The 20,803-nt window shown below is 46.4% G+C and carries 20 protein-coding genes; 6 read left to right on the forward strand and 14 right to left on the reverse strand.

From position 1 onward, the window contains the following. Positions 1 to 126 precede the first annotated feature (126 nt). Together OF158_RS14350 and OF158_RS14355 are read left to right on the forward strand one after the other, a co-directional pair. Positions 127 to 714, forward strand: a complete 588-nt coding sequence (locus tag OF158_RS14350) for a nitroreductase family protein (RefSeq protein WP_035183657.1) — start codon at positions 127 to 129, stop codon at positions 712 to 714. A gap of 258 nt (positions 715 to 972) precedes the next feature. Beyond that, entirely contained in the window at positions 973 to 1,467 is a 495-nt protein-coding gene (locus OF158_RS14355; protein ID WP_014097192.1) for a DoxX family protein, read from the forward strand. A gap of 899 nt (positions 1,468 to 2,366) precedes the next feature. Here the strand turns inward: OF158_RS14355 and fni are convergent. From fni to OF158_RS14385, 6 genes are all read right to left on the reverse strand, one after another. Beyond that, complete coding sequence (gene fni / locus OF158_RS14360) at positions 2,367 to 3,398, reverse strand: type 2 isopentenyl-diphosphate Delta-isomerase (protein WP_017552104.1); 1,032 nt, start codon at positions 3,396 to 3,398, stop codon at positions 2,367 to 2,369. A gap of 102 nt (positions 3,399 to 3,500) precedes the next feature. Next, on the reverse strand, positions 3,501 to 4,169 hold the full coding sequence (locus tag OF158_RS14365) for an N-acetylmannosamine-6-phosphate 2-epimerase (protein ID WP_017552105.1): 669 nt from the start codon (positions 4,167 to 4,169) through the stop codon (positions 3,501 to 3,503). A gap of 21 nt (positions 4,170 to 4,190) precedes the next feature. Continuing rightward, positions 4,191 to 4,421 carry an excisionase family DNA-binding protein gene (locus OF158_RS14370; RefSeq protein ID WP_017552106.1) on the reverse strand — a complete coding sequence of 77 codons (231 nt, stop codon included), beginning with the start codon at positions 4,419 to 4,421 and terminating at the stop codon, positions 4,191 to 4,193. 223 nt (positions 4,422 to 4,644) lie between these two features. Then, a complete protein-coding gene (locus OF158_RS14375; protein ID WP_035183656.1) occupies positions 4,645 to 6,684 on the reverse strand; it encodes a Na+/H+ antiporter in 2,040 nt (679 codons plus the stop codon). Positions 6,685 to 7,048: 364 nt separating this feature from the next. Further along, positions 7,049 to 8,947, reverse strand: coding sequence for a PTS fructose transporter subunit IIABC (locus tag OF158_RS14380; RefSeq protein ID WP_035183655.1), 1,899 nt, complete (start codon positions 8,945 to 8,947; stop codon positions 7,049 to 7,051). Positions 8,948 to 9,077: 130 nt separating this feature from the next. Then, complete coding sequence (locus OF158_RS14385) at positions 9,078 to 9,836, reverse strand: DeoR/GlpR family DNA-binding transcription regulator (RefSeq protein WP_035183654.1); 759 nt, start codon at positions 9,834 to 9,836, stop codon at positions 9,078 to 9,080. A gap of 264 nt (positions 9,837 to 10,100) precedes the next feature. On the opposite strand from OF158_RS14385, the gene OF158_RS14390 reads away from it, so the two are divergent. After that, positions 10,101 to 11,204 (forward strand): glycerol dehydrogenase, encoded by a 1,104-nt coding sequence (locus OF158_RS14390; protein ID WP_035183652.1) that lies wholly within the window; start codon positions 10,101 to 10,103, stop codon positions 11,202 to 11,204. A 50-nt stretch (positions 11,205 to 11,254) separates the two neighbouring features. On the opposite strand, the gene OF158_RS14395 is transcribed toward OF158_RS14390, so the two are convergent. Then, positions 11,255 to 11,788: a hemerythrin domain-containing protein gene (locus tag OF158_RS14395; protein ID WP_035183650.1), complete on the reverse strand. Its 534-nt coding sequence runs from the start codon at positions 11,786 to 11,788 to the stop codon at positions 11,255 to 11,257. A 291-nt stretch (positions 11,789 to 12,079) separates the two neighbouring features. On the opposite strand from OF158_RS14395, the gene OF158_RS14400 reads away from it, so the two are divergent. Further along, the gene (locus OF158_RS14400; RefSeq protein WP_017552111.1) at positions 12,080 to 12,304 is read left to right on the forward strand and encodes a hypothetical protein; all 225 of its coding nucleotides are present in this window, start codon (positions 12,080 to 12,082) and stop codon (positions 12,302 to 12,304) included. Positions 12,305 to 12,344: 40 nt separating this feature from the next. On the opposite strand, the gene yidA is transcribed toward OF158_RS14400, so the two are convergent. From yidA to rlmN, 5 genes are all read right to left on the reverse strand, one after another. After that, positions 12,345 to 13,154, reverse strand: coding sequence for a sugar-phosphatase (gene yidA / locus OF158_RS14405; RefSeq protein WP_035183649.1), 810 nt, complete (start codon positions 13,152 to 13,154; stop codon positions 12,345 to 12,347). Between the two features lie 110 nt (positions 13,155 to 13,264). Then, a complete protein-coding gene (locus OF158_RS14410; RefSeq protein ID WP_013860417.1) occupies positions 13,265 to 13,582 on the reverse strand; it encodes a nitrous oxide-stimulated promoter family protein in 318 nt (105 codons plus the stop codon). Between the two features lie 165 nt (positions 13,583 to 13,747). Continuing rightward, positions 13,748 to 14,230, reverse strand: coding sequence for a PTS glucose transporter subunit IIA (locus OF158_RS14415; protein ID WP_026684843.1), 483 nt, complete (start codon positions 14,228 to 14,230; stop codon positions 13,748 to 13,750). 179 nt (positions 14,231 to 14,409) lie between these two features. Then, complete coding sequence (locus OF158_RS14420) at positions 14,410 to 15,939, reverse strand: sugar porter family MFS transporter (protein WP_017552114.1); 1,530 nt, start codon at positions 15,937 to 15,939, stop codon at positions 14,410 to 14,412. 161 nt (positions 15,940 to 16,100) lie between these two features. After that, a complete protein-coding gene (gene rlmN / locus OF158_RS14425; RefSeq protein WP_014097179.1) occupies positions 16,101 to 17,168 on the reverse strand; it encodes a dual-specificity RNA methyltransferase RlmN in 1,068 nt (355 codons plus the stop codon). Positions 17,169 to 17,334: 166 nt separating this feature from the next. Between rlmN and OF158_RS14430 the strand changes: the two genes are divergently transcribed. Further along, on the forward strand, positions 17,335 to 17,580 hold the full coding sequence (locus tag OF158_RS14430) for a hypothetical protein (protein WP_014097178.1): 246 nt from the start codon (positions 17,335 to 17,337) through the stop codon (positions 17,578 to 17,580). A gap of 291 nt (positions 17,581 to 17,871) precedes the next feature. Here OF158_RS14430 and OF158_RS14435 read toward each other — a convergent pair whose 3' ends face one another. Further along, positions 17,872 to 18,309, reverse strand: a complete 438-nt coding sequence (locus tag OF158_RS14435) for a YwnF family protein (protein ID WP_014097177.1) — start codon at positions 18,307 to 18,309, stop codon at positions 17,872 to 17,874. Then, positions 18,306 to 19,064: a GTP pyrophosphokinase gene (locus tag OF158_RS14440; RefSeq protein ID WP_014097176.1), complete on the reverse strand. Its 759-nt coding sequence runs from the start codon at positions 19,062 to 19,064 to the stop codon at positions 18,306 to 18,308. Before OF158_RS14440 ends, OF158_RS14435 begins: the two co-directional genes overlap by 4 nt. 287 nt (positions 19,065 to 19,351) lie before the next feature. Here OF158_RS14440 and gabT point away from each other — a divergent pair, with 287 nt between their 5' ends. Continuing rightward, positions 19,352 to 20,710, forward strand: coding sequence for a 4-aminobutyrate--2-oxoglutarate transaminase (gabT, locus tag OF158_RS14445; protein ID WP_035183646.1), 1,359 nt, complete (start codon positions 19,352 to 19,354; stop codon positions 20,708 to 20,710). The last annotated feature ends 93 nt before the right edge of the window (positions 20,711 to 20,803 follow it).

The following is a 20,803-nucleotide window of genomic DNA, read 5'->3' on the forward strand; positions in this document are numbered from 1 at the left end:
TCTCCTAGGTCTATTATACAATATATAGGTGCACAAATACATTTTTCGTCCGAGTTGAATCGTTTGTAGATCGAGTTGAAGTATTTTAATATAAAAAAGATACGACATCAATAAGGAGGAGTCCCCATGGTAAAAACATTATCGCCGCGGGAAGCGCAATATGATATCGATCCAGTCTATTTGGAAAGATGGTCACCGCGTTCTTTTTTGGAAAAAGAAGTACCGGAAGAGGTGCTTTTGAGCCTGTTTGAAGCAGCACGCTGGGCGCCGTCCGCTTATAACCATCAGCCTTGGCGCTTTATTCTTGCACGTACAAAGGAAGACAGGGAAAAAGTTCTGTCGTTTCTCGGGGAATACAACCGGATGTGGTGCAAGAACGTCCCCGTTTTTGCGCTTATTCTCTCGAAAACAGAAAATGAAACCGGCCCGATCCGTTCGCATGCTTTTGATGCAGGGGCCGCGTGGGGATACCTCTCCCTTGAAGCCGTCAGAAAAGGGCTCGCTACGCATCCGATGACAGGCTTTGATTTTGAAAAAGCACGTGAAGTATTGAACATCCCGGCTGATTATGCAATTGATGCCCTTATTGCCATCGGATACCAGGGTGAAAAAGAGGCGCTGCCTCCTTCCCTGCAGGAAAGAGAGACGCCTTCTGCACGCAGGCCTGTGAAAGAATCGGTTTTCGAAGGAAGTTTTGGAAATCCGGTAAAATAAGGAACCGGAGCATGATCAAAACGGCAACGGACCTTGGGTAAGCGGTTTGCGAATGGAAAGGGAAGGAAACGAATCAAAGCGGTAAGCTTGGCTTGCCGCTTTTTTAATGTTTTGTTCACAAATGTGAAATATATCACAAATTCTTGACAACTGTCCGGAATCCATTGTAATTCCGTTGCAAACGCTGTATTCTAAAAATGTAAGATATGTGAAGAAATTCACATGTTATCATCATTTATCCTAAGGGAGATGTTAAAAATGAAATGGTATCATGATTCCAAAGTCAGCATTATCTGGGCAATCATCCGTATTTGGCTCGGCATTCAATGGCTTGAAGCAGGTTTGCATAAATTGACGGGAGGGTTTGATGCTGCTGGATTTTTAAAGGGGGCACTGGCAAAAACGGCTGGCGAAAATGCCGAAGTTCAAGGCTGGTACGCAGCGTTCCTCACCCATTTTGCCATACCGAATGTCCATGTTTTTAATGTGCTGATCCCTTATGGGGAAGTACTGGTTGGCCTCGGCCTGATCGTCGGGCTGGCAACCATCCCGGCTTTAATTGCAGGCGCGTTTATGAACCTGAACTTTATGCTTGCCGGCACAACGAGCACCAACCCGGTCCTTTACACCGTCGCCATCATTCTGCTGTTTACAGGCAGTGCATCTTACTACTGGGGACTTGACCGTATCGCCATCCCGGCAATAAAAAATTATTTCCAAAACCGGGCCCATAAACCACGTCCTGCCCATTAACCGGTTCATATTAAAGCAAACCTTTTGCGGGTTTGCTTTTTCATTTTGGCTTTAAACTGTTTAATTCCGCATGCAAGGGGAAAAGTACAAACATACGAAAAAAGAAGGGATGTGGTGGATCATGAAAAAATCGATGGCCATGACAGCAGTCGCTTTAGGTGCTGCCTACTTGTTGCGGAATAAAAGATCACGCAGCAAACTGATGAACCAACTGTCAAATTTTGCAGGCGCGAAAAAATAAAAAATCCCGGCCTCCCAAAAACGGGAGCCGGGGTTTTTTATGCAGCCGGTTCACATTCCTGACCGGGACTTTTATACTCGTGTCTCCACCGGTCTAAAACATACAACGTTTACATCTGCCAAAGGCGGTTAAAATTTCCAAAACCAGGTGAAATTCTCGCCTCCCGCCGGCTTAAAATATCCCGCGTTTACATCTACAAAGCTGGTTCGAGTTTCCAAACAAATAATTTTATGATCATTTCACCGCGGTAAAATTTCCGGACCGTGTTTTTTATACTCATGTCTCCACAGGTCTAAAACATCTGGCGCTTTCAACTGGAAAAGACAGGTAAAATTTCTAATCAAATTATTTTGATGGCCATTTTACCCGGGTGAATTCTCGTCTCCAGCCGGCGCATACATTTGTCAAAATCGATTACAATTTCCAAACAAATATTTTTATGATTATTTCACCGCGGCCCCGGCTTAAATAACCGGCGTTTACATTTGGCGAAAACGGTTAAAATTTCTAAACAAATATTTTTCCGCCCGAAACTTCCGGGCCAGCCGGCTTCAAATTTCTAAGCAGCGGGGTTGTCTTGATAGATTTTTCTAGCCCATCTATTTGTTTCGTCAAGCTTATCAATCCAAACCGGCACGCGTCCAAACCAGGCCATTATTTACATTTTTTTCAAAAGCGGTGTTTGTTTCAAAGCGGACAAGTCTTTTGCCCCGATTCCGAACATTGCAATCTTCAGCTCAAGCTCTGTTTGTTCATAAGTAGAAAGCAGTGCATCCACTGAATGGACGGCATCATGCAACAGCTTTCTTCCAAATCCCGCCAAGTCAGCTCCGAGGGCGATAGCTTTGGCGGCATCCACTCCGTTTTTCAAGCCGCCGCTTGCGACCAAAGTACCTTGAAGGCCAAGGTTGCGGGCTTGGGTGATGCACGCCGCCGTCGGGTTTCCCCAGCCGGAAAATGCCTCTGCTGCCGCTTTTTTCAACGGATCGGACGTTAAATATTTTTCCACCTGGCTCCATGATGTCCCGCCTGAGCCGGCAACATCGACAAAAGAAACGCCAACGGAATAAAGCTTTTCGGCGAGGCGGCCGTTGATGCCCCACCCGACTTCCTTGCAGCCGACCGGCACTTCTAGGCGGCTGCAAAGGTCTTCAATTTTCACAAGCAGATCTTTAAAATTCGTATTGCCGCCTTTTTGAAAGACTTCCTGTAAGGAGTTGAAATGCAGGATTAAAGCATCCGCCCCGGTCAGTTCCACGATCCGGCGGCACTCGTCAATTCCGTAGCCATAATTCAACTGGACGGCACCGAGGTTGGCCAAAACCGGAATATGCGGCGCGACATCCCGCACTTGAAACGTATACGCCTGTTCCGGGCTTTCTAACGCAGCCCGTGTTGACCCTAACGCAAACGCCCAGCCTCTTTTCTCCGCCGCCTGCGCCAGGTTCCGGTTAATGGTGCGGGCCTGAGCAGTGCCACCGGTCATGGAGCTGATCAAAAACGGGGCTTTCAACGGCTTACCGAGAAAAGTCGTTTCCGTCGAGATTTCTTCAAAATCTAGTTCAGGCAGCGCCTGATGCTCAAAACGATATTTTTCAAAGCCGGTTGTGGTGTCTTTCCCGGCAACATTTTCCTCAAGCACAACGCGGATATGTTCCGCTTTCCGCTTTGATATAGATGATTCTTCCATTTTTCACTTCACCTTTCGTATGAGAGCCATATCTTCCTGTATCGGTTTACATTCCTTATAGAAGCCGCTTCTGCTGCTTACCCAGCATTTTCATTAAGCTTTTTATGACCTCATCGCCTCTGCGAATTTTTTTGTAATCAGCTGCGGCCTTGTAATGGCTGAACCCACCACAACTGCAAACGCCCCGAATTCGAGCGCTTTTTTCGCTTCAGCCGGCGTATCAATATGCCCTTCTGCAAAAACGGGAATCGTTAAAGCGTCCACAAGCTTCTTGAGCAACGCAAAATCGGGCTCTCCCTGTTTCGGAGAATAGGAGGTGTAGCCGGAAAGCGTCGTGGAAACGCAATCCGCACCGAGCCTTGCTGCCTGCAATCCTTCTTCCTCTGTGGAAATATCGGCCATCACCGGGAGACCGGCTTCATGGATATATCCGATTAAACCGGAAAGCGTTTCGCCGCCCGGGCGTTTCCGGCCGGTCGCGTCAAGCGCGATCATATCCGGTTTTACGGCAAGCAGTTCGTCAATTTCTTTTTTTGTTGGAGTAATATACACTTCCGAACCTTCATAATCCCTTTTGACAATGCCGATAACAGGCAGCCCTGTTTCCGCTTTGATGGCCCGGATATCTTCAGCGCTGTTTGCCCGAATGCCGGCCGCTCCGCCTTCTTTTGCTGCAAGCGCCATTTTCGACATGATGAACGGACTGTGCAAAGGTTCATCCTCCAGCGCCTGGCATGACACAATCAGCTTTCCTTTTACCATATCAAACATTCCAAATCCTCCAATATCCGTTTAGTCCTCGTCTTTGATGTCCGGATCTTCCGGAAGCGGTTCATTCAGCCATTCTTCCACAAGTTGCCTGTATTTTTCGAGCTGTTGCAAATAGATATCAAACTGATCCCGGTTAATCAAATACTGTTCTCCATCATGCACGGCGCGTATGCGTCTTTGCAAGATCAATTTTTCAATCACCGGTTCCGGAAAAGACAGATATTCCGCTGTTTCCTGAATGGTTAAATACATTGCAGGCACCCCGATTCATCTTTTTTTGAAATACGGAAAATACAACGAGGCTTTCAATCCTGGATCATGTTCACTATACAAAATGACGCCGGGTTAACAATAGAAGCGGCCAGATTACGCCATTTTATACCAGCCCGTGTGCGGAAAAAGCGGTACAAAGGTCAGTCCTGAAAGGCTCCCGGATGCCGCAATCGTTCCGGCACAGGCTTCTAAGATGATTATATCATGCATGGAGTTGATGTTCTTCCATCCAATACACTTCCCGGATATTGATTTGCTTGCGGAGTTTGCGGGCCGTCTCCCTTGAAATTTTCCCCCGTTCAAACAGCGCCTGTACAGCGTTTCGTTCGGCCTGAAAAGCCTTTTCCTGCAGCTCCCTTTCCATCTGGGTATACTTCAGAGATGCCTCCATATTTTTCGGCCTGCTCAAAATTCTGATAAACTTCCGGTATTCGCTAATGACTAGAAACGAAATTTCCCTGTTTTCCTCTGTCATCCCAGATTTAATGGCCCGGATCGCCGCTTCCGCCATTTCAATTTTAATTTGTCTGATTTTCGCATAGCGGTTAATCCGCTGTTTGCGGCGTTTTTCCTTATTCGGGTAAAAGAGGAAAAGAAACCTGGGGGCGCCTTTCCGGAAAAGGGTCCATAAATTCAAAAACCTGAACTTCATTTTATCGGTAACGGCAATTTCCATCCGGTGAATATATTCAAGGAACAAAAAAGCCATCTCTTGGTCAATGCGTTTTGATTTCATCAAAGCATTAATATATTCTGTTTCCGCCTCCAGTGCCTTCATCCTGGTCTCCGTTTCAATCCGTTTGAATTCAAGTGAATCTATTTCACTTTCTTCCGCTTTCAATTGATGCAGCATATTTTGATAGTTGTCAATCACAGCCGCTGCCGCTTCCCGGTTCTCGTCATTCACTTCCTCACGCACAGACTGGATTGCCGCTTCCCCGATAAAGATTGAAGCATTTTTTTCCGCTTTCCGTTCTGAACGGTCCGCCTCATTTCCTTCCCGCCTCGCCAAAAGCGGCAGGAACACACTTGCGATCACAAGCGTCAGCAGGATGACACCGGCCGCAATAAAAATCAGCAAAGAACGTTCTGGAAAAGGCGCTCCGCTTGCAATGGTGTACGGAATAGAGAATGCGCCGGCCAGCGTGACCGCCCCCCGGACGCCAGATATCGTTGTAATCGCCGTATGCTTTAGGGAAGGCTTTGCAAGGCGCTGTTTTTTTGATTTCCATCCGGCCCACCACACGGCGTACACCCAGAGAAACCGGAGCAGCAAAAGGGCGGCCGTGACCACAATGATATACAAAATCACCGTGCCGTTATTAAAAGCCGAGCTTGTCCAAATTTCGCCGAGTACAGCCGGCATTTGCTGGCCCAAAAGGACGAAGACAAGGCCGTTTAAAATATAGGCTAAAACCGTCCACGTGCTGCGCGAAACGATCTGGTAGGAAAAATTCGGCGACTGTTCCCGTTCACGCTCAACAGCATGGACCATTCCGCCGGCGACAACCGCCAAAATGCCGGATAAATGAAAATGTTCCGCAGTAAGGTAAATGAAAAACGGAGTTAAAATTTGGATGAGCATATGGACCGTGACATCTTCCATCCCGAGGCGGCGAATCAGCACCCTGAAGCGGATAATGAAAAATGCCAGCAATGCCCCGCCTAAAAAGCCGCCGATCGAGATGAGCAAAAAACTGCCACTGGCTTCAGCAAGCGAAAACGACCCGGTGACCGCTGCCGCAATCGCAAATTTAAATGCAACAAGGCTGGATGCATCATTTAACAGCCCTTCTCCCTGCAGCAGGTTCATGATCACGCGCGAAATTTTTACCCGCTCGGAGATGGCGCTGACCGCTACAACATCGGTCGGGGATAGAATGGCGGCCAGGGCAAATGCGGCCGCAAGCGGGAGTGAGGGAATCATCAGATGGGTAATATACCCGACCGCAAACACCGTCACAAAAACAAGCCCGAGCGCAAGCAGCAAAATCGGATTTCGCAGTCTCCACATCGCTTCGCGGGATACATTTCTTCCATCATGAAACAACAGTGGCGCAATAAATAACACGAAAAACAATTCCGGTTGAAGCGGAACATGCGCCCCGACCGGCACGGCTGCGAACGCAAGCCCGAGTGCAATTTGAATAAGCGGCACCGGAATAAATGGGATAAAATGATTTAAAATGTCGGAGATGCCAACAAGTAAAAGTAAGATCAATAAAATCAGAAACATGTTCATATGGAATAATTTCCCCTTATTCTCTTTGTCTTATGTCTAATAAATCCACTAATACAACTATACCCAAATATCCGTAAAAAGCGTGTAAAAAAACGAGCTGTACCGAAATTTTTTGGCGAAGATGGCAATATCTTGATGATTTTATGTTAACGCGGACCGGCCGTTGCTTCAATCTTTTGCCCTGCTGAAGCAGAAAATGGACGAAACAATGGGTGAACCTGTTTTCGCAACGGAAGTCAGCACCAGTACAAGCGATTTGGCCGGACCTGTTAAAAAATGTCAGAAATTAAAAAAAGACCGGTCAGAAATACCGGTCTTTTTTCGCTTTCCAATTAACTTTATATCCAAAATATCTTTCACTGCATTAACCGTTTTTCTGTGCAACAGGCCGTTTCCACATCCCGAGAATCAGGCCGGAAACAATGGCACCAATAATAATGGAGACAAGGAACAAGATTGCATGGTTGGCAAGGAATACAACGAAAATCCCGCCGTGCGGAGCCGGTATGTTAATATGCCAGAATTGCGTCAGCCCGCCGGCTATCGCCGAACCAACAATGCTTGAACCAAGGACACGGAGCGGATCGGATGCCGCAAACGGGATCGCCCCTTCTGTAATAAAGGACAGCCCGAGCACATAGTTTGTAATGCCTGCTTCTTTTTCCTGATCCGTAAATTTATTTCTGAAGAACGTGGTGGCAAGCGCAATCGCAAGCGGTGGAACCATCCCACCGGCCATTACAGCAGCCATCATCAGGCCGTTCGTGTTGCCGCTCGAAGTAAATACCCCGATCGCAAACGTGTAAGCCGCTTTGTTGAACGGGCCGCCCATATCGATGGCCATCATGCCGCCCAGAACGATACCAAGCAGGACAGCATTGCCCGTGCCAAGGTTATTCAAACCACCGATTAGACCGGTGTTGATCCATTTGAAAATCGGGTCAAAAATATAGTACATCAATCCGCCGGTAATCAGGAGGCCTAAAACCGGGAAAATCAAAATCGGCTTTAATCCATTCAGCGCCTGTGGCAGCCCTGCAAATACTTTTTTCAAAAAGACGATAATATACCCAGCAAGGAAACCAGCTGCGAGACCACCGAGGAAACCGGCATTCGAGCTAGACGCAAGATAGCCGCCGACCATACCAGGCATGAGTGCTGGGCGGTCACCAATGCTCGATGCGATAAACCCGGCAAGAATCGCAATCAAGAAGTGGAATGCCCCTGTATCGCCGCCTGCAATCGCACTCAGCATTTTAAAAATCGTGTTATGTTCACCAGCTGTTCTTTCAATCAGGAACGAAATCGCAAGCAAAATCCCGCCGCCAACAACGAATGGCAGCATGTGCGAAATCCCGTTCATCAAATCTTTGTAAATGGTTCCCCATACCGACTTTTTCTCTGCCGGCTCATCGTCATTGCTGCGGTCCGTGCTGTCTGCATGGTAAACAGGCGCATGCTGTTCCAGTACCCGGTTGATCAAATCTTCCGGCTTGCGGATGGCATCGCTGACAGGCGTTTGCAGCACGCGTTTGCCGTTAAAGCGCGCCATTTCAACTTTCTTATCGGCTGCGACAATGACCCCGACAGCACGGTTGATTTCATCTTTTGTCAGTTCGTGCTTAACACCTTCCGAGCCGTTTGTTTCCACCCGGATCGGAATGCCCATTTCTTCCGCTTTTTTCTTCAACGAATCTTCTGCCATATACGTATGGGCGATCCCGGTCGGACAGGCGGTAACAGCAACGATCAATTTGTCATCCGAACCATTGCCGGCACCCGTTTCCGCTGCTTCTTTTCCTTCTTTTTCCGCTTGTTTTTCATCGAACAGCCTCGCCACTTCAGCCGGCGTTTCGGCCTGTTTTAATTGCTGTACAAACTCCTGGTCAATCAAAAGCCTCGACAATGCTGCCAATGTTTGCAAATGCGTATCCGCTGCGTCTTCAGGCGCTGCAATCATGAAGAATAAATAGGATGGCTGGCCGTCCAGCGCCTCGTAATCGACGCCTTTTTTGCTGCGCCCGAATACGACTGTCGCTTTATTGACCGCTTTTGTTTTTGCGTGCGGCATGGCGATTCCGTCGCCGATTCCTGTACTCGACTCCTGCTCGCGTTTTAAAATCATTTCTTTAAAAAGAACCGGGTCATTGATGCGGCCGCTTTTTGACAGGCTTGCAATCAATTCGTCAATTGCTTCTTCTTTTTTCGTCGCCTGCATATCCATAACCATGGTCTCCTGGACCAATAAATCGGTTATTTTCATTTTATTTCACTCCTTTTTCCAGTACAGAAAAACAATACCTCTTATCATGACATCCAAACCGGATGCCTGAGACAGCCATTTTTTATTTTGTTTCAACTGCGGGCTTTTATCATGGCGGAGGAAAACTTTTTTATGCGCCGCTTTGCTCACATATTACCTTCGTTTTACTTAAAATGGAAGATTTTAAGGAATCCGGTAATTCATCCGTGATAATATAAGCCTCCGAAATGTCAAACATCTTGCAAAAAGCTACTTCCTGAAATTTGCTACTGTCTGCAAGCACATAACACTGTTCGGAAAGTTCTTTTGCCCGCCGCTTGATCAATGCTTCTTCCGGGTCCGGCGTGGTAAAGCCCATTTCAGGGTCAACGCCGTTTGCCCCAAGAAATGCTTTGTCAAACCGGAAGCTGTTTAATGTCTGCATGGCAACGCTACCGATCACCGCCCTTGTCGTCCGTTTCATCATCCCGCCGAGAAGGTAAGACTTGATTTTTTTCTCGACAAGTGCTTCCACATGCGGGAGCCCGTTCGTGACAACGATTACATTATTCCCCTCTATATAAGGGATCATTTCAAGCGTGGTCGTTCCGGCGTCCAGGTAAATGCAGTCATTGTCATTGATCATTTTTGCCGCCAATTGGGCGATGATTCTTTTCTGTTGAACGTTTTTGAGCGTTTTCGTATCCATATCCGGTTCTTCACTTCTGCGTTGCAAAAGCGATGCGCCGCCGTGGATGCGCCTGAGCAGATTCATTGCTTCCAGGTCCTGAAGATCACGCCTGACCGTCGATTCTGAAGCATTAAGCAGGTTAACCAGCTCCTGCACTTTTACGATATGCTTTTCTTGCAAATGCCGCAAAATGATTTGATAGCGTTCTTCTGCTAACATCCTTCATTCCTCCGTCTGATGATATTTTATCACATAGTTATTCATAATCAACCGTTTTCAATCAAAAAATATCATTTTTCTTCAAAACACATCATATTTCTGTCACATTTTGTCGATACAGCTCTATTTTACTTGTTATTCCCCGAAAATTGAACGTTTTTGAAAAAGTATGGATGATAGGATGAAAGGGTTTTCTTATTTGCAAAAATAAGTTATGATGGAATTGTGCTTGTTATATTTTTCACAAAAAGAGGAGGCATTTCTATGACGAAAATCATTACCTCTCCAAGCAAGTTTATACAAGGCCCCGATGAATTGTCCAGGCTTTCGGCGTATACGGAAAGGCTTGGCAAAAAAGCATTTATTATTGCGGATGAATTTGTCACCGGCCTTGTCGGCAAAACGGTCGAAGAAAGCTATGCCGGCAAAGAAACGGGGTATCAAATGGCATTATTCGGTGGCGAGTGTTCTAAACCGGAAATCAAACGGCTTTGTGATGCCTGCAAAGCGCAAGAAGCCGATGTCATGGTCGGGATCGGTGGCGGAAAAACATTGGATACCGCAAAAGCAGTCGGGTATTACAATAACATTCCGGTGATTGTCGCGCCGACCATCGCTTCCACCGATGCCCCGACAAGCGCCCTGTCTGTTATTTACAAAGAGAACGGCGAGTTTGAAGAATACTTGATGTTGCCGCTGAACCCGACTTTTGTCATTATGGATACGAAAGTGATTGCCTCTGCCCCTGCCCGCCTGCTCGTTTCCGGCATGGGAGATGCGCTTGCGACGTATTTTGAAGCGCGCGCCACTAAGCGGGCAAATAAAACGACGATGGCAGGCGGTCATGTTACGGAAGCGGCGATTGCGCTTGCAAAACTTTGTTATGACACGCAAATTTCGGAAGGTTTAAAAGCAAAACTGGCAGCGGAAAAACATCTTGTTACGGAAGCAGTGGAAAAAATCATTGAAGCGAATACTTATCTGAGCGGAATCGGTTTTGAAAGCGGCGGCCTTGCTGCGGCACATGCGATCCATAATGGGCTTACCGTGCTCGAAGAAACCCATCATATGTACCACGGCGAAAAAGTGGCATTCGGTACCCTCGCCCAGCTGATTTTGGAAGATGCGCCGAAAGCGGAAATTGAAGAGGTGGTCTCCTTCTGCCTGAGTGTCGGACTTCCCGTCACGCTCGGGGATTTGGGCGTGAAAGAACTGAATGAGGAAAAGCTCCGGAAAGTGGCTGAACTTTCCTGTGCGGAAGGCGAAACGATTTATAACATGCCGTTTGAAGTCACGCCTGACCTTGTGTACGCAGCAATCGTTACCGCAGATTCCGTCGGGCGGTATTATAAGGAAAAATGGGCATGACAGTAAAAAGGGGCTGCTCCCGGTTCCGGGGCAGCCCTTTTTGCCCATTTTCACTGTAATCCAGTTGTACAGACTTTTTCTTCCAACTCGTCTTTTTCAGCCGCTGATAGCAGGTTTTCAGCCATTGGAAACAGGACGTTTTCTTCTTTGAAAAAATGGTTTGTGAGCAACTCATACATTTGTACGATATAGGAAGCGAGCACTTCGGCCTGGTCTTCATCCATTATTTTCGTGCCATTTAAGAAAATCTCAATATATTTTTCTGCTTCATCATGCTCGTATTCCATCATGGCGATCGGCCCGTTTTCGCGTCCAATGTAACGGGCCATCATGGTAAATAGCACGTTTTCTTCCCGTTCGGCATGGTGTTTCAACTGCGCGGAAAAGGATTCAGTCCCTTTCCGGAGTGCGTCAAGGGCTTCTCGCTTATTTTCGAGTTCACCGTTTATTATCTGCCCTGCCGTTTCATACAATGCGCGTTTTCGTTCATTCAAGTGCCCATGCTCATTTTTCAACTGGTTGAGGCCTGCGCACAATGCAACATCACTCGCGCCGCCGACCATGGCACAATGCGGCATTTCCATGTGGATTCCCTCTTTCTTTGTCATATCCTTTATTTTAAACAAGACGGCGTAAAAATGGCGTGATGCAGATCATAGTTTGCAAATTTGTCCTATTTGGAAGATACCGTTTAGGGTCGCCCAAATAGGGGGAGTTGAACTTTTTACCTTATGAAAGTACACTCAATACAGAGAAGAAAAAAGATAGGAAAAGACTGAATATTATTTTTAAGAAGGACAACCTGTCTGTAAGATACATCACAAAAAACCAAAAGCCGAACAGTTAAAACTTTTTTAGAATGGGGTTTGATCCAATTGAAGAAAAAGAAGCAGGAAAGGGAACATGAAGATTTTGGGCGTGTGATGTTTTACTGTAAGCACTGCAACAAGACTTTCGATATGGAATGGGAAACGATTTGGGATATGCAGGAGATGACGCACGGCTATGTCGGGTATCATTTGTATGACACCTATATTTGTTGCCCGGATTGCGGTGAACTCGCTGAAGCACTGGAGCAGCCCGGCCCGAATCCAATTTAAAGAAAGGTGCCTGCCTTCCGCCGGCGGGCACCCTTCTTTTTTACGACAACACCAGCTTCTCAATTGCATATGCGACGCCGTGTTCGTTGTTCGTGCGCGTTTCGAAATCGGCAATCGCCTTAACTTTCGGGACAGCATTGCCCATCGCCACCCCGCAGCCGGCATATTCAATCATAGTCAGGTCATTTTCATTATCGCCGATACAAACCACTTCCTCGCGGCGAATGCCGAGATGGCCGGCAAGGAGTTTCACAGCATTGCCTTTGCTCGCCTCTTTATGCAAAATTTCATAATAAAATGGCATGCTTCTGACCATCGTGTATTTCTCCTGCACCCAGTCCGGAATCGCTTCAATTGTCCGGCTCAGTTTCTCCGGCTCGTCAATAAACATCACTTTTGGAATTACCATATCCCGCGGCAGCTCTTCCAATGTCCGGTAATGCACCGGCATCTGTGTCAAATAAGATTCCACAACTGTATAAGGACTGAGATCCCGGTTCGGTGTATACAAATGTTCCGGATCAAAAAAATGCATCGGCGTTTTCAGTTCGAGGCTGAGCCCGTACAGACGCACCAAATCCCCGTAACCAATCGACCGTTCCGCGACAACCCCGTTCGTATGCGTATTTTGCACAAGCGCACCGTTATAGGCAATGACATAATCATCCTCTTCGTTCAGCAATAAATCTTCAAGAAAACGGCGGACGCCCCCGATCGGCCGCCCTGTGCACAGTACGATTTTGACGCCTCTCTTTTTCGCTTTATGTAAAGCTTCCCGGACTTCCGGAGTGACTTCATGCTGGTCGTTTAAAAGCGTTCCGTCCATATCAATGGCAATCAATTTATACATATTTTTCTGCTCCTTGGTGATGAAAGAATTTCATACGGTTTTATCATAATATATTCAGCCGGATAAATCCATTTATGTAAAATCATTTACAAATCATGCATCACCCAAACTTATTTTTTTAATAAATGCCGGATGGAAAAAACGGGATGGTACAAAAGCATCCACGGGCCGGAAAAACGCATGACCGCCCTGATTTTTTCACGGTAGTCTTTCCGGTAGCAATGGACCTTGCAGTTGGAACACGCGCTTTTTTCCTCGCCAAACCGGCAGTAGGAAAGCCTTTTTAAGCAGTAGTTTTGTAAATCGAGGCATTCTTCACAAAGCGTCTTGCGGTGGTGTTTTTTCCGGCAATAAATGGCAATCATTTGTGACACGGTTTCCTTTTCTTTTTGGATGACCGGCCCGTTGTTTAACTCCCTTTTTGGCATGGCGATCGACCTCCTGTTTTCACCATACCACAGCCACGGAAAAGCAATTTTAACGATTTTTCTACAATGCACACAAAAATGCCGTAAAGAACAAAAGCCTTTACGGCATTTCTATGTCCCTTTTAACAAACGGTAAAAAATGGGAGCCACCTTCTTTAAAAAAGATTATTCCCGGTTCCCTGATTTCATTTTTACCCGCATCACCCAGTCATCGAGGCCGATTGTCTGAGCCGGCGGGACTTCCATGCTTTCGACTTGATCCATATTGGCAACGGAGACAGAGGAGTAAAGATTTTCTGTTTTGGCATCTGTCAATTGAAAGGAAAATTCCATGAGCGGAGTTCCGGCGGTAATGTGATCGCCTTCTTTGACCATGATCACAAATTCTTCACTTTCCATAGCGGCTTCTTCTGTATTGAGGCGAATTGTAATTTCAAGCCCCTGGTCTGTCAATATACTGATGGCGTTATCTTCCGGAGAAATATGCGTAATTCTTCCTGCTGCGGGCGAATGCACCCTTCCTTCAAGCGGCTGGATGGCAATGCCCTTACCTGGCTGGCCCGTATCTTTGCACGGAATCATATTGCCGGCTATCGGGGAAACAAGTGTAACCACTTTTGAATTTTTTCTTTTCAGCCAGTTGAACATCTCACAACACCTCCTTTAGTCAGTAAAATCTGTATTTTTCACTTCTATTATACACCTATTTTGAAACACTGTCTTGTTCGGCGTCAGGAAACTTTACATCTTTTTGGAAAAACTTCTTATTCTATTATATGTTCGGACAAGCGAAAAGGGCCCGCGCCGGACCCTTTTCGAAAAATTTTTTACCGGTCCATGCCGCTGTGATGTAAGTGCTGCGGCCGGTTGCTCCGGTTAAAGGTTGATTTTCTTCTGCGTGCAAAGTAACGCTCCTTCCGCGCATGGAAACTTTGCTCAATTTCTTCAAGCGACCGACCCTTCGTTTCTGGTACGAATTTTTTTACAAACAGGATGGAGAGGATGCCAAACCCGGTAAAAATGAAGAATGTTGCCGACAGGCCGATTGCGTTTAACAAAACCGGAAACAACAGACCGACAAGGAAATTCGTCATAAATAGACAGAAAATCGAAATCCCCATCGCAAGTCCTCTTAAATGGATCGGGTAAATTTCCGACTGCATGAGCCATGTTACCGGAGACACGCCGCCTTGCTGGGAAGCGAGAAACAGGACGGTCAGGCTTAAAATGATAAACGGCAGGGCCGGACTGTTTTTTAACGTGATGGAAAAAATTCCGATCAAAAGCAACGCGGTGCTTGTCCCTGCAAGCCCTGTGATCAGCATTTTTCTTCTGCCGACTCTGTCCAAAAGTGCAATACCTGCAAAAGTTGCAAGAACGGAAATCAAACCGTTGGCAATATTTCCAATCAGGGCTGCGCCTGTCGAAAACCCGGATTTCTTTAAAATTTCCGTCCCGTAATACATAATGGAGTTCACGCCAGTCAGCTGCTGGATCATTGCGATGCCGACACCGATCAAAATGATGCGGCGGACAAATGGAAGTTTTAAATCTTTCAAAGTTGCCTTTTTCATTTTGGCATCTTCTTCGACCGTTTGGCGGATCTCATTCAACTCCATTTGCGCCCGTTTTTCCTTGCGTATTTTCCGCAAAACATCAAGCGCGATCGCAAATTTGCCTTTTGCCGCGAGCCAGCGTGGGCTTTCCGGCACAATTAGCATGCCGAGCCATAAAACGACAGCCGGCAATGTTGCGATTGCCAACATGTATCTCCAAATGTTTCCGGCTTCCCCGAACGTGTTGGCCAGTATTGCATTAAAAATATAAGCAAATAATTGTCCGGTGACAATCATCAGTTCATTTTGTGTAACGATCCGTCCGCGGTGTTCAGCAGGTGACAATTCTGCCAAAAAGGCCGGGACTGTGACGGATGTCGCGCCAACGGCAAGGCCCAAAATCATCCGGAAAGTAACCATAGTGGCCACATTCGGCGCCATCGAACAGCCAAGCGTGGCGATGACGAAAATAAAAGCGACGCTTAAGATCGTTTTCCGGCGCCCTTTCCGGTCAGAAAGTCTTCCGCCGAACACGGCGCCGAATGCTGCCCCTAAAAGCAAAGTACTTGTGACAAGCCCTTGTGTAAACGGCGTTAAATCAAGTTGATCGGCCCTTGACATGAATGGCAGTGCCCCGTTGACAACGCCAGTATCATAGCCGTATAGTAAACCGCCAAACGTAGAGATAATTGTAATCAGACGTAGAAAAGTTTTTTTGGAAAATGATTTTTTTCTTGTTCCCGCTTCTTCGGTACGGACTGAAACACGCCTGCCCTCGTCTCCATCATCTTTTCCTCTCATTACGCTCATTCCTTTCCTATCTTGTGATCTTCATATATTGTTAAAATACTTTTTCAGCATATAATTGCTGTACCCTATACCTACCCTGTTTGTTCGTTTTTTTAAACGTAAAAAAACCCGCTCCGCTTTGGATAAAATCCAAAATACGGGCGAGCTCGCTGTTACGCCGTTCTGTTTGCTTTTTTGATCTGTTTACTGCGGAGCTGGCCGCATGCAGCATCGATGTCTGTGCCGTGTTCCTGGCGCACAACGCAGTTGATGCCATTTTTTTTGAGCGTATCGTAAAATGTCATAATCGATTCTTTTTCGCTTCTTTGATAACCGTGCTCATTAACAGGGTTGTACGGAATGAGATTGACATAGGCAAGATGACGCTTGTCCTGCAGCAGTTTTGCAAGCTGCAGCGCTTCTTCCTTATGGTCGTTGACATCTTTCAGCAAAATATATTCGAACGTGATTCTGCGATTTGTTTTTTCTAAATAATAATCGATGGCAGGCATCAGTTTTTCAAGTGGGTACGCGCGGTTAATTTTCATGATGCGCGACCGCAGTTCATTATTCGGCGCATGCAGGGAAATGGCCAAATTCACCTGTAGGTCAAGATCAGCGAACGCATAAATTTTCGGTGCAAGGCCGCTTGTGGAAACGGTGATATGGCGCGCACCGATCGCCAGTCCCTTTGGCGCATTGATAATTTTAAGGAAGTTCACCACATTCTCAAAGTTATCGAACGGTTCTCCGATCCCCATGACAACAACATGGCTGACCCGTTCGCCCTTTCCGGCTTCATCAAAATGTTTTTGAACGTACATAATCTGCTCGACAATTTCCCCGCTTTCAAGATCGCGGTTTTTGCGGAGCAGGCCGCTCGCACAGAAGGAACAGCCGATATTGCAGCCAACCTGGGTCGTCACGCAAACCGACAAACCATAATGCTGGCGCATCAAAACCGTTTCAATTAAATTGCCGTCCTTCAGCTGGAACAAAAATTTTACCGTGCCGTCCTTTGATTCCTGTTTCACCACTTGTTTTAACGTGTGAATATGGAAATGTTCTTCGAGTAACGCAAGGCAGTCTTTATTGACATTCGTCATCTCTGCAAAGCTTTTCACTCTTTTTTGGTACAACCATTCCCACACTTGTTGGGCGCGGAATTTTTTCTGTCCGTGTTCAAGCATCCAGCCGGTCAATTGATCTATCGTCAATCCAAAAATGGATTTCTTTTCCATTCTACCCCTCTTTTCTGGCGTTTTTCGCATAATTCCTATTGTAATCGAATTTGCCGCCGATTTCCACAGGCAGATGTTGCAAAATGGGCCGCAGCGAAAGCAGGAATTCTGGCGGCAGGGAACGAATATAGTTTAGATAACTACATTTTTTCAGGGAGAGACAGACATGGGCACAAAAACATTATTCCTGCCATACCGATGGACCGTTGTCATTCACGAATCATACCATTTGTACACAAATCAGGAAGACCAGTATGCCTTTGCCGTGCTGGATGGCGAACTGGATACGGTGGTTGCTTTCTCTGTTCGTGATGCATCCGTTCAGGTGTCAAACTGCGGATACGATGTGAATTTGGACATCAACGTGGAGACGCGCTTAATCACAATCGGGCACGAACCGGAAAGAGAATAGCTTTTTTAGGGTGCTTTTAAAAATTTGAAAGCGCTAATGTATAAAAAAGGGGCAGCCCGCTATATTGTTAGCAGCATGCAAAGTGTTTCGGTTTCGCCCGTTTTCCGGCTATTCTCACCAAGAAGCCGCATGGCGAGAAAAACTTGCATGGAAACGCCCGGCCTATCGAGCGGGCAAAAATCCCCACGCATCCAGACAAACGAGCGTAAAAATGCCGCAGGAGTGTTGGATTTTCCCATCCGTCCATAAAAATTCAAAGAATCCGCACGCCATCAACGGGCCGTGCGGATTTTACCAAAGCTCTTTTTTTCTGTTTTGCTCTTCTTCCAAAAAGTGGATAAAATGGAGGAAAATATTCGTCGGTTCTTTTTCAATTAGTGCCGCATAGCGTTTTTTCACCGAGTCCGGGACAATACTGCTTTTTTCAATCCGTTTTTTCATATAGGAAAAACTGAGTTTCGTAATTTCTTTTCTCAAAACGCGCGCTTCCTGCGACAGCGCCATGCCGAACGCCCCAGCAACCGCACAGAAAAGGAGGAGCGGAATCGAGCGGTCCTCCGCCGGCATCACGAGAAGCAACAAAAACAAATTGAGCGCTGCCACAAAGATCAGCGGTTTGGACCAAAATGCATACTGGTTGGCTTTTTTCAGTTTCGGGGCGATCATTTCCCCTAATTTCTCCATTTCAAACCGGACAAATCCCGGCATTTCGTTCAAATTAATGATCAAATGGATCCCTTCCCATCCGTTTCATTTAAGGCCGCTTTTAAAAAATCTTCAGGGATTCGAAGCTTTTCAGTATCTACAATCAGTTGGTGCACGCTGTTTTCACTGTTTCGTTTTTTGACTTCCTTCATTTCTTTTTGGATATTCTCCATTTTTACATCGAGTTGTGCTGCCTGCAGTGCTGCTTCTTTCAGTTCTTCCTTCAAATGTTGCGGCACATCCTCATCGTATTTATAGTATATTTTATGCTCCAGGCTTGCCCAAAAGTCCATGGCGATTGTCCGGATCTGAATCTCAACATACACTTCTTCCGACCTGTCCGACATGAAAACCGGAATTTTGATGATCATATGGAGGCTTTGGTAGCCGTTCGGTTTCGGATTTTGAATGTAATCCTTGCACTCAATTAACTTTACATCTTTTTGTTGCTGGATCATTTTGCTGATCTCATATATGTCTGAAATAAACGAACATGTAATCCGAATGCCGGCAATATCGCGGATGTTTTCACGGATTGAATCAAGCGATAACGCACAGCCTTTCCGGTACGCTTTATTCAGAATACTTTCCGGTGACTTTAGGCGTGATTTTACATGCTCAATCGGATTGTAGTCATGGACGTACTGAAATTCTTCTTTTAAAATATCAATTTTTGTCATCACTTCATGGAGCGCGAATTTATACGACATCATAAACCGCGTCAACTCTGTTTTGACTTCTTTCATCTGCTCAAAATCTATCGGGATGGCAACTTCCATTTTTGTCTCTCCTTCAAATTTGCAATGCAAATCCGTTATCCCCATCTTAAAGGCAGGAGGGGGTTTTGTCAAAGAATCGCATTGCCCGCCTTATGCATATCAGGAGGGATCATGGCGGTTTTATTCGCTGTTTACCCGCTATCCAAAAGATGAATCAAAAAACGATAAATTTTCCTTAAAATGCGTTTGTTTTTTTGCAATATTTGTAATATCATAATCTTGTAAAAGGACCATAATGACAGATCGGTTACATCCATATCATCAACTAATAAAAAGGAAGCGTTAAAATGACAAATGCAAATGTATACTCTTCTCTACCGGGGCCGCTTTCGAAAGAACTGCTGGAAAGAAGGGAAAAAGCCGTTCCCCGCGGTGTCAGCAACGGCATTCCGGCTTTTGCAAAAGAAGCAAAAGGCGCGCTTGTTACAGATGTGGACGGCAATACGTATATTGATTTTGCCGGCGCAATCGGCACGCTGAATGTCGGGCATAACCACCCGAAAGTTGTCGCAGCTGTCAAAGAACAGCTTGAACGTTTTATCCATACCGGCTTTAACGTCATGATGTATGAACCTTATATTGAACTGGCTGAAAAATTGGCAGCGCTCGCTCCGGGGAATGCGGAGAAAAAGGTCATCCTTTTAAACAGCGGGGCAGAAGCCGTCGAAAATGCCGTTAAAATTGCCCGCAAATATACGAAGCGGCCGGCCATTATCAGCTTTACCCGCGGCTTTCACGGCAGAACGTTAATGACGATGTCGATGACAAGCAAAGTGAAGCCGTATAAATACGAATTCGGCCCGTTCGCTTCTGAAGTTTATAAGGCGCCTTACCCTTATGCTTACCGGAAACCCGGCAATTTGACCGATGAAGAATATGAAGACTATATGATCCAAGAGTTCCGGAATTTCTTTCAAAACGATGTTGCCGCTGAAACGGTTGCGGCTGTGGTCATGGAACCAGTACAGGGAGAAGACGGATTCATTGTGCCAGGCAAAAAATTTGTAAAAGCGGTTTATGACTTCTGCCAGGAAAACGGCATTTTGTTCGTATCGGACGAAATACAGGCAGGATTCAGTCGGACCGGGCGCTATTTTGCCATTGAGCATTTTGATGTTGTGCCAGATTTGATTACCATCTCGAAATCTCTTGCAGCAGGCGTCCCGTTAAGCGGTGTAATCGGACGGAGCGACATAATGGATGCGGCAAATCCGGGTGAACTTGGCGGGACCTATGCGGGAAGCCCGCTTGGATGCGCAGCCGCCCTTGCCGTACTGGACATCATTGAATCTGAAAAATTAAACGAACGGGCGGAAAAAATCGGGAGACATGTGCTTGATACGTTCCGCAGCTGGCAGAAGGAGTTTACCTTTATCGGGGATGTGCGCGGACTTGGCGCCATGTGTGCATTTGAAGTCGTAAAAGACAAAACGACAAAAGAACCGGATAAAGCATTGACAAAGCGGATTGTGAAAGAAGCCAACAAGCGGGGGCTGCTTCTTTTGGATGCCGGGATTTTCGGCAATGTCATCCGCATTCTAATGCCCATTGTCATTACAGACGACCAGCTGCAGGAAGGCCTGGATATTTTAAAACAGTCCATTGCCGCTGCCGCAAGCGTAGAGGAAGAAGTCACTTTATTATGACATTGAAAGTGGCGTCCGGTTTTTTCGTAAATCTTTAACAGGCATACAGCCCGAGGTCCGTTTTTTCTTAATGGTCTTTTGAACGCCGTACAG

Origin of the sequence: Weizmannia sp. WK01, assembly GCF_025905465.1 — a bacterium.
Taxonomy (GTDB): Bacteria; Bacillota; Bacilli; order Bacillales; family Bacillaceae_C; genus Weizmannia; species Weizmannia faecalis.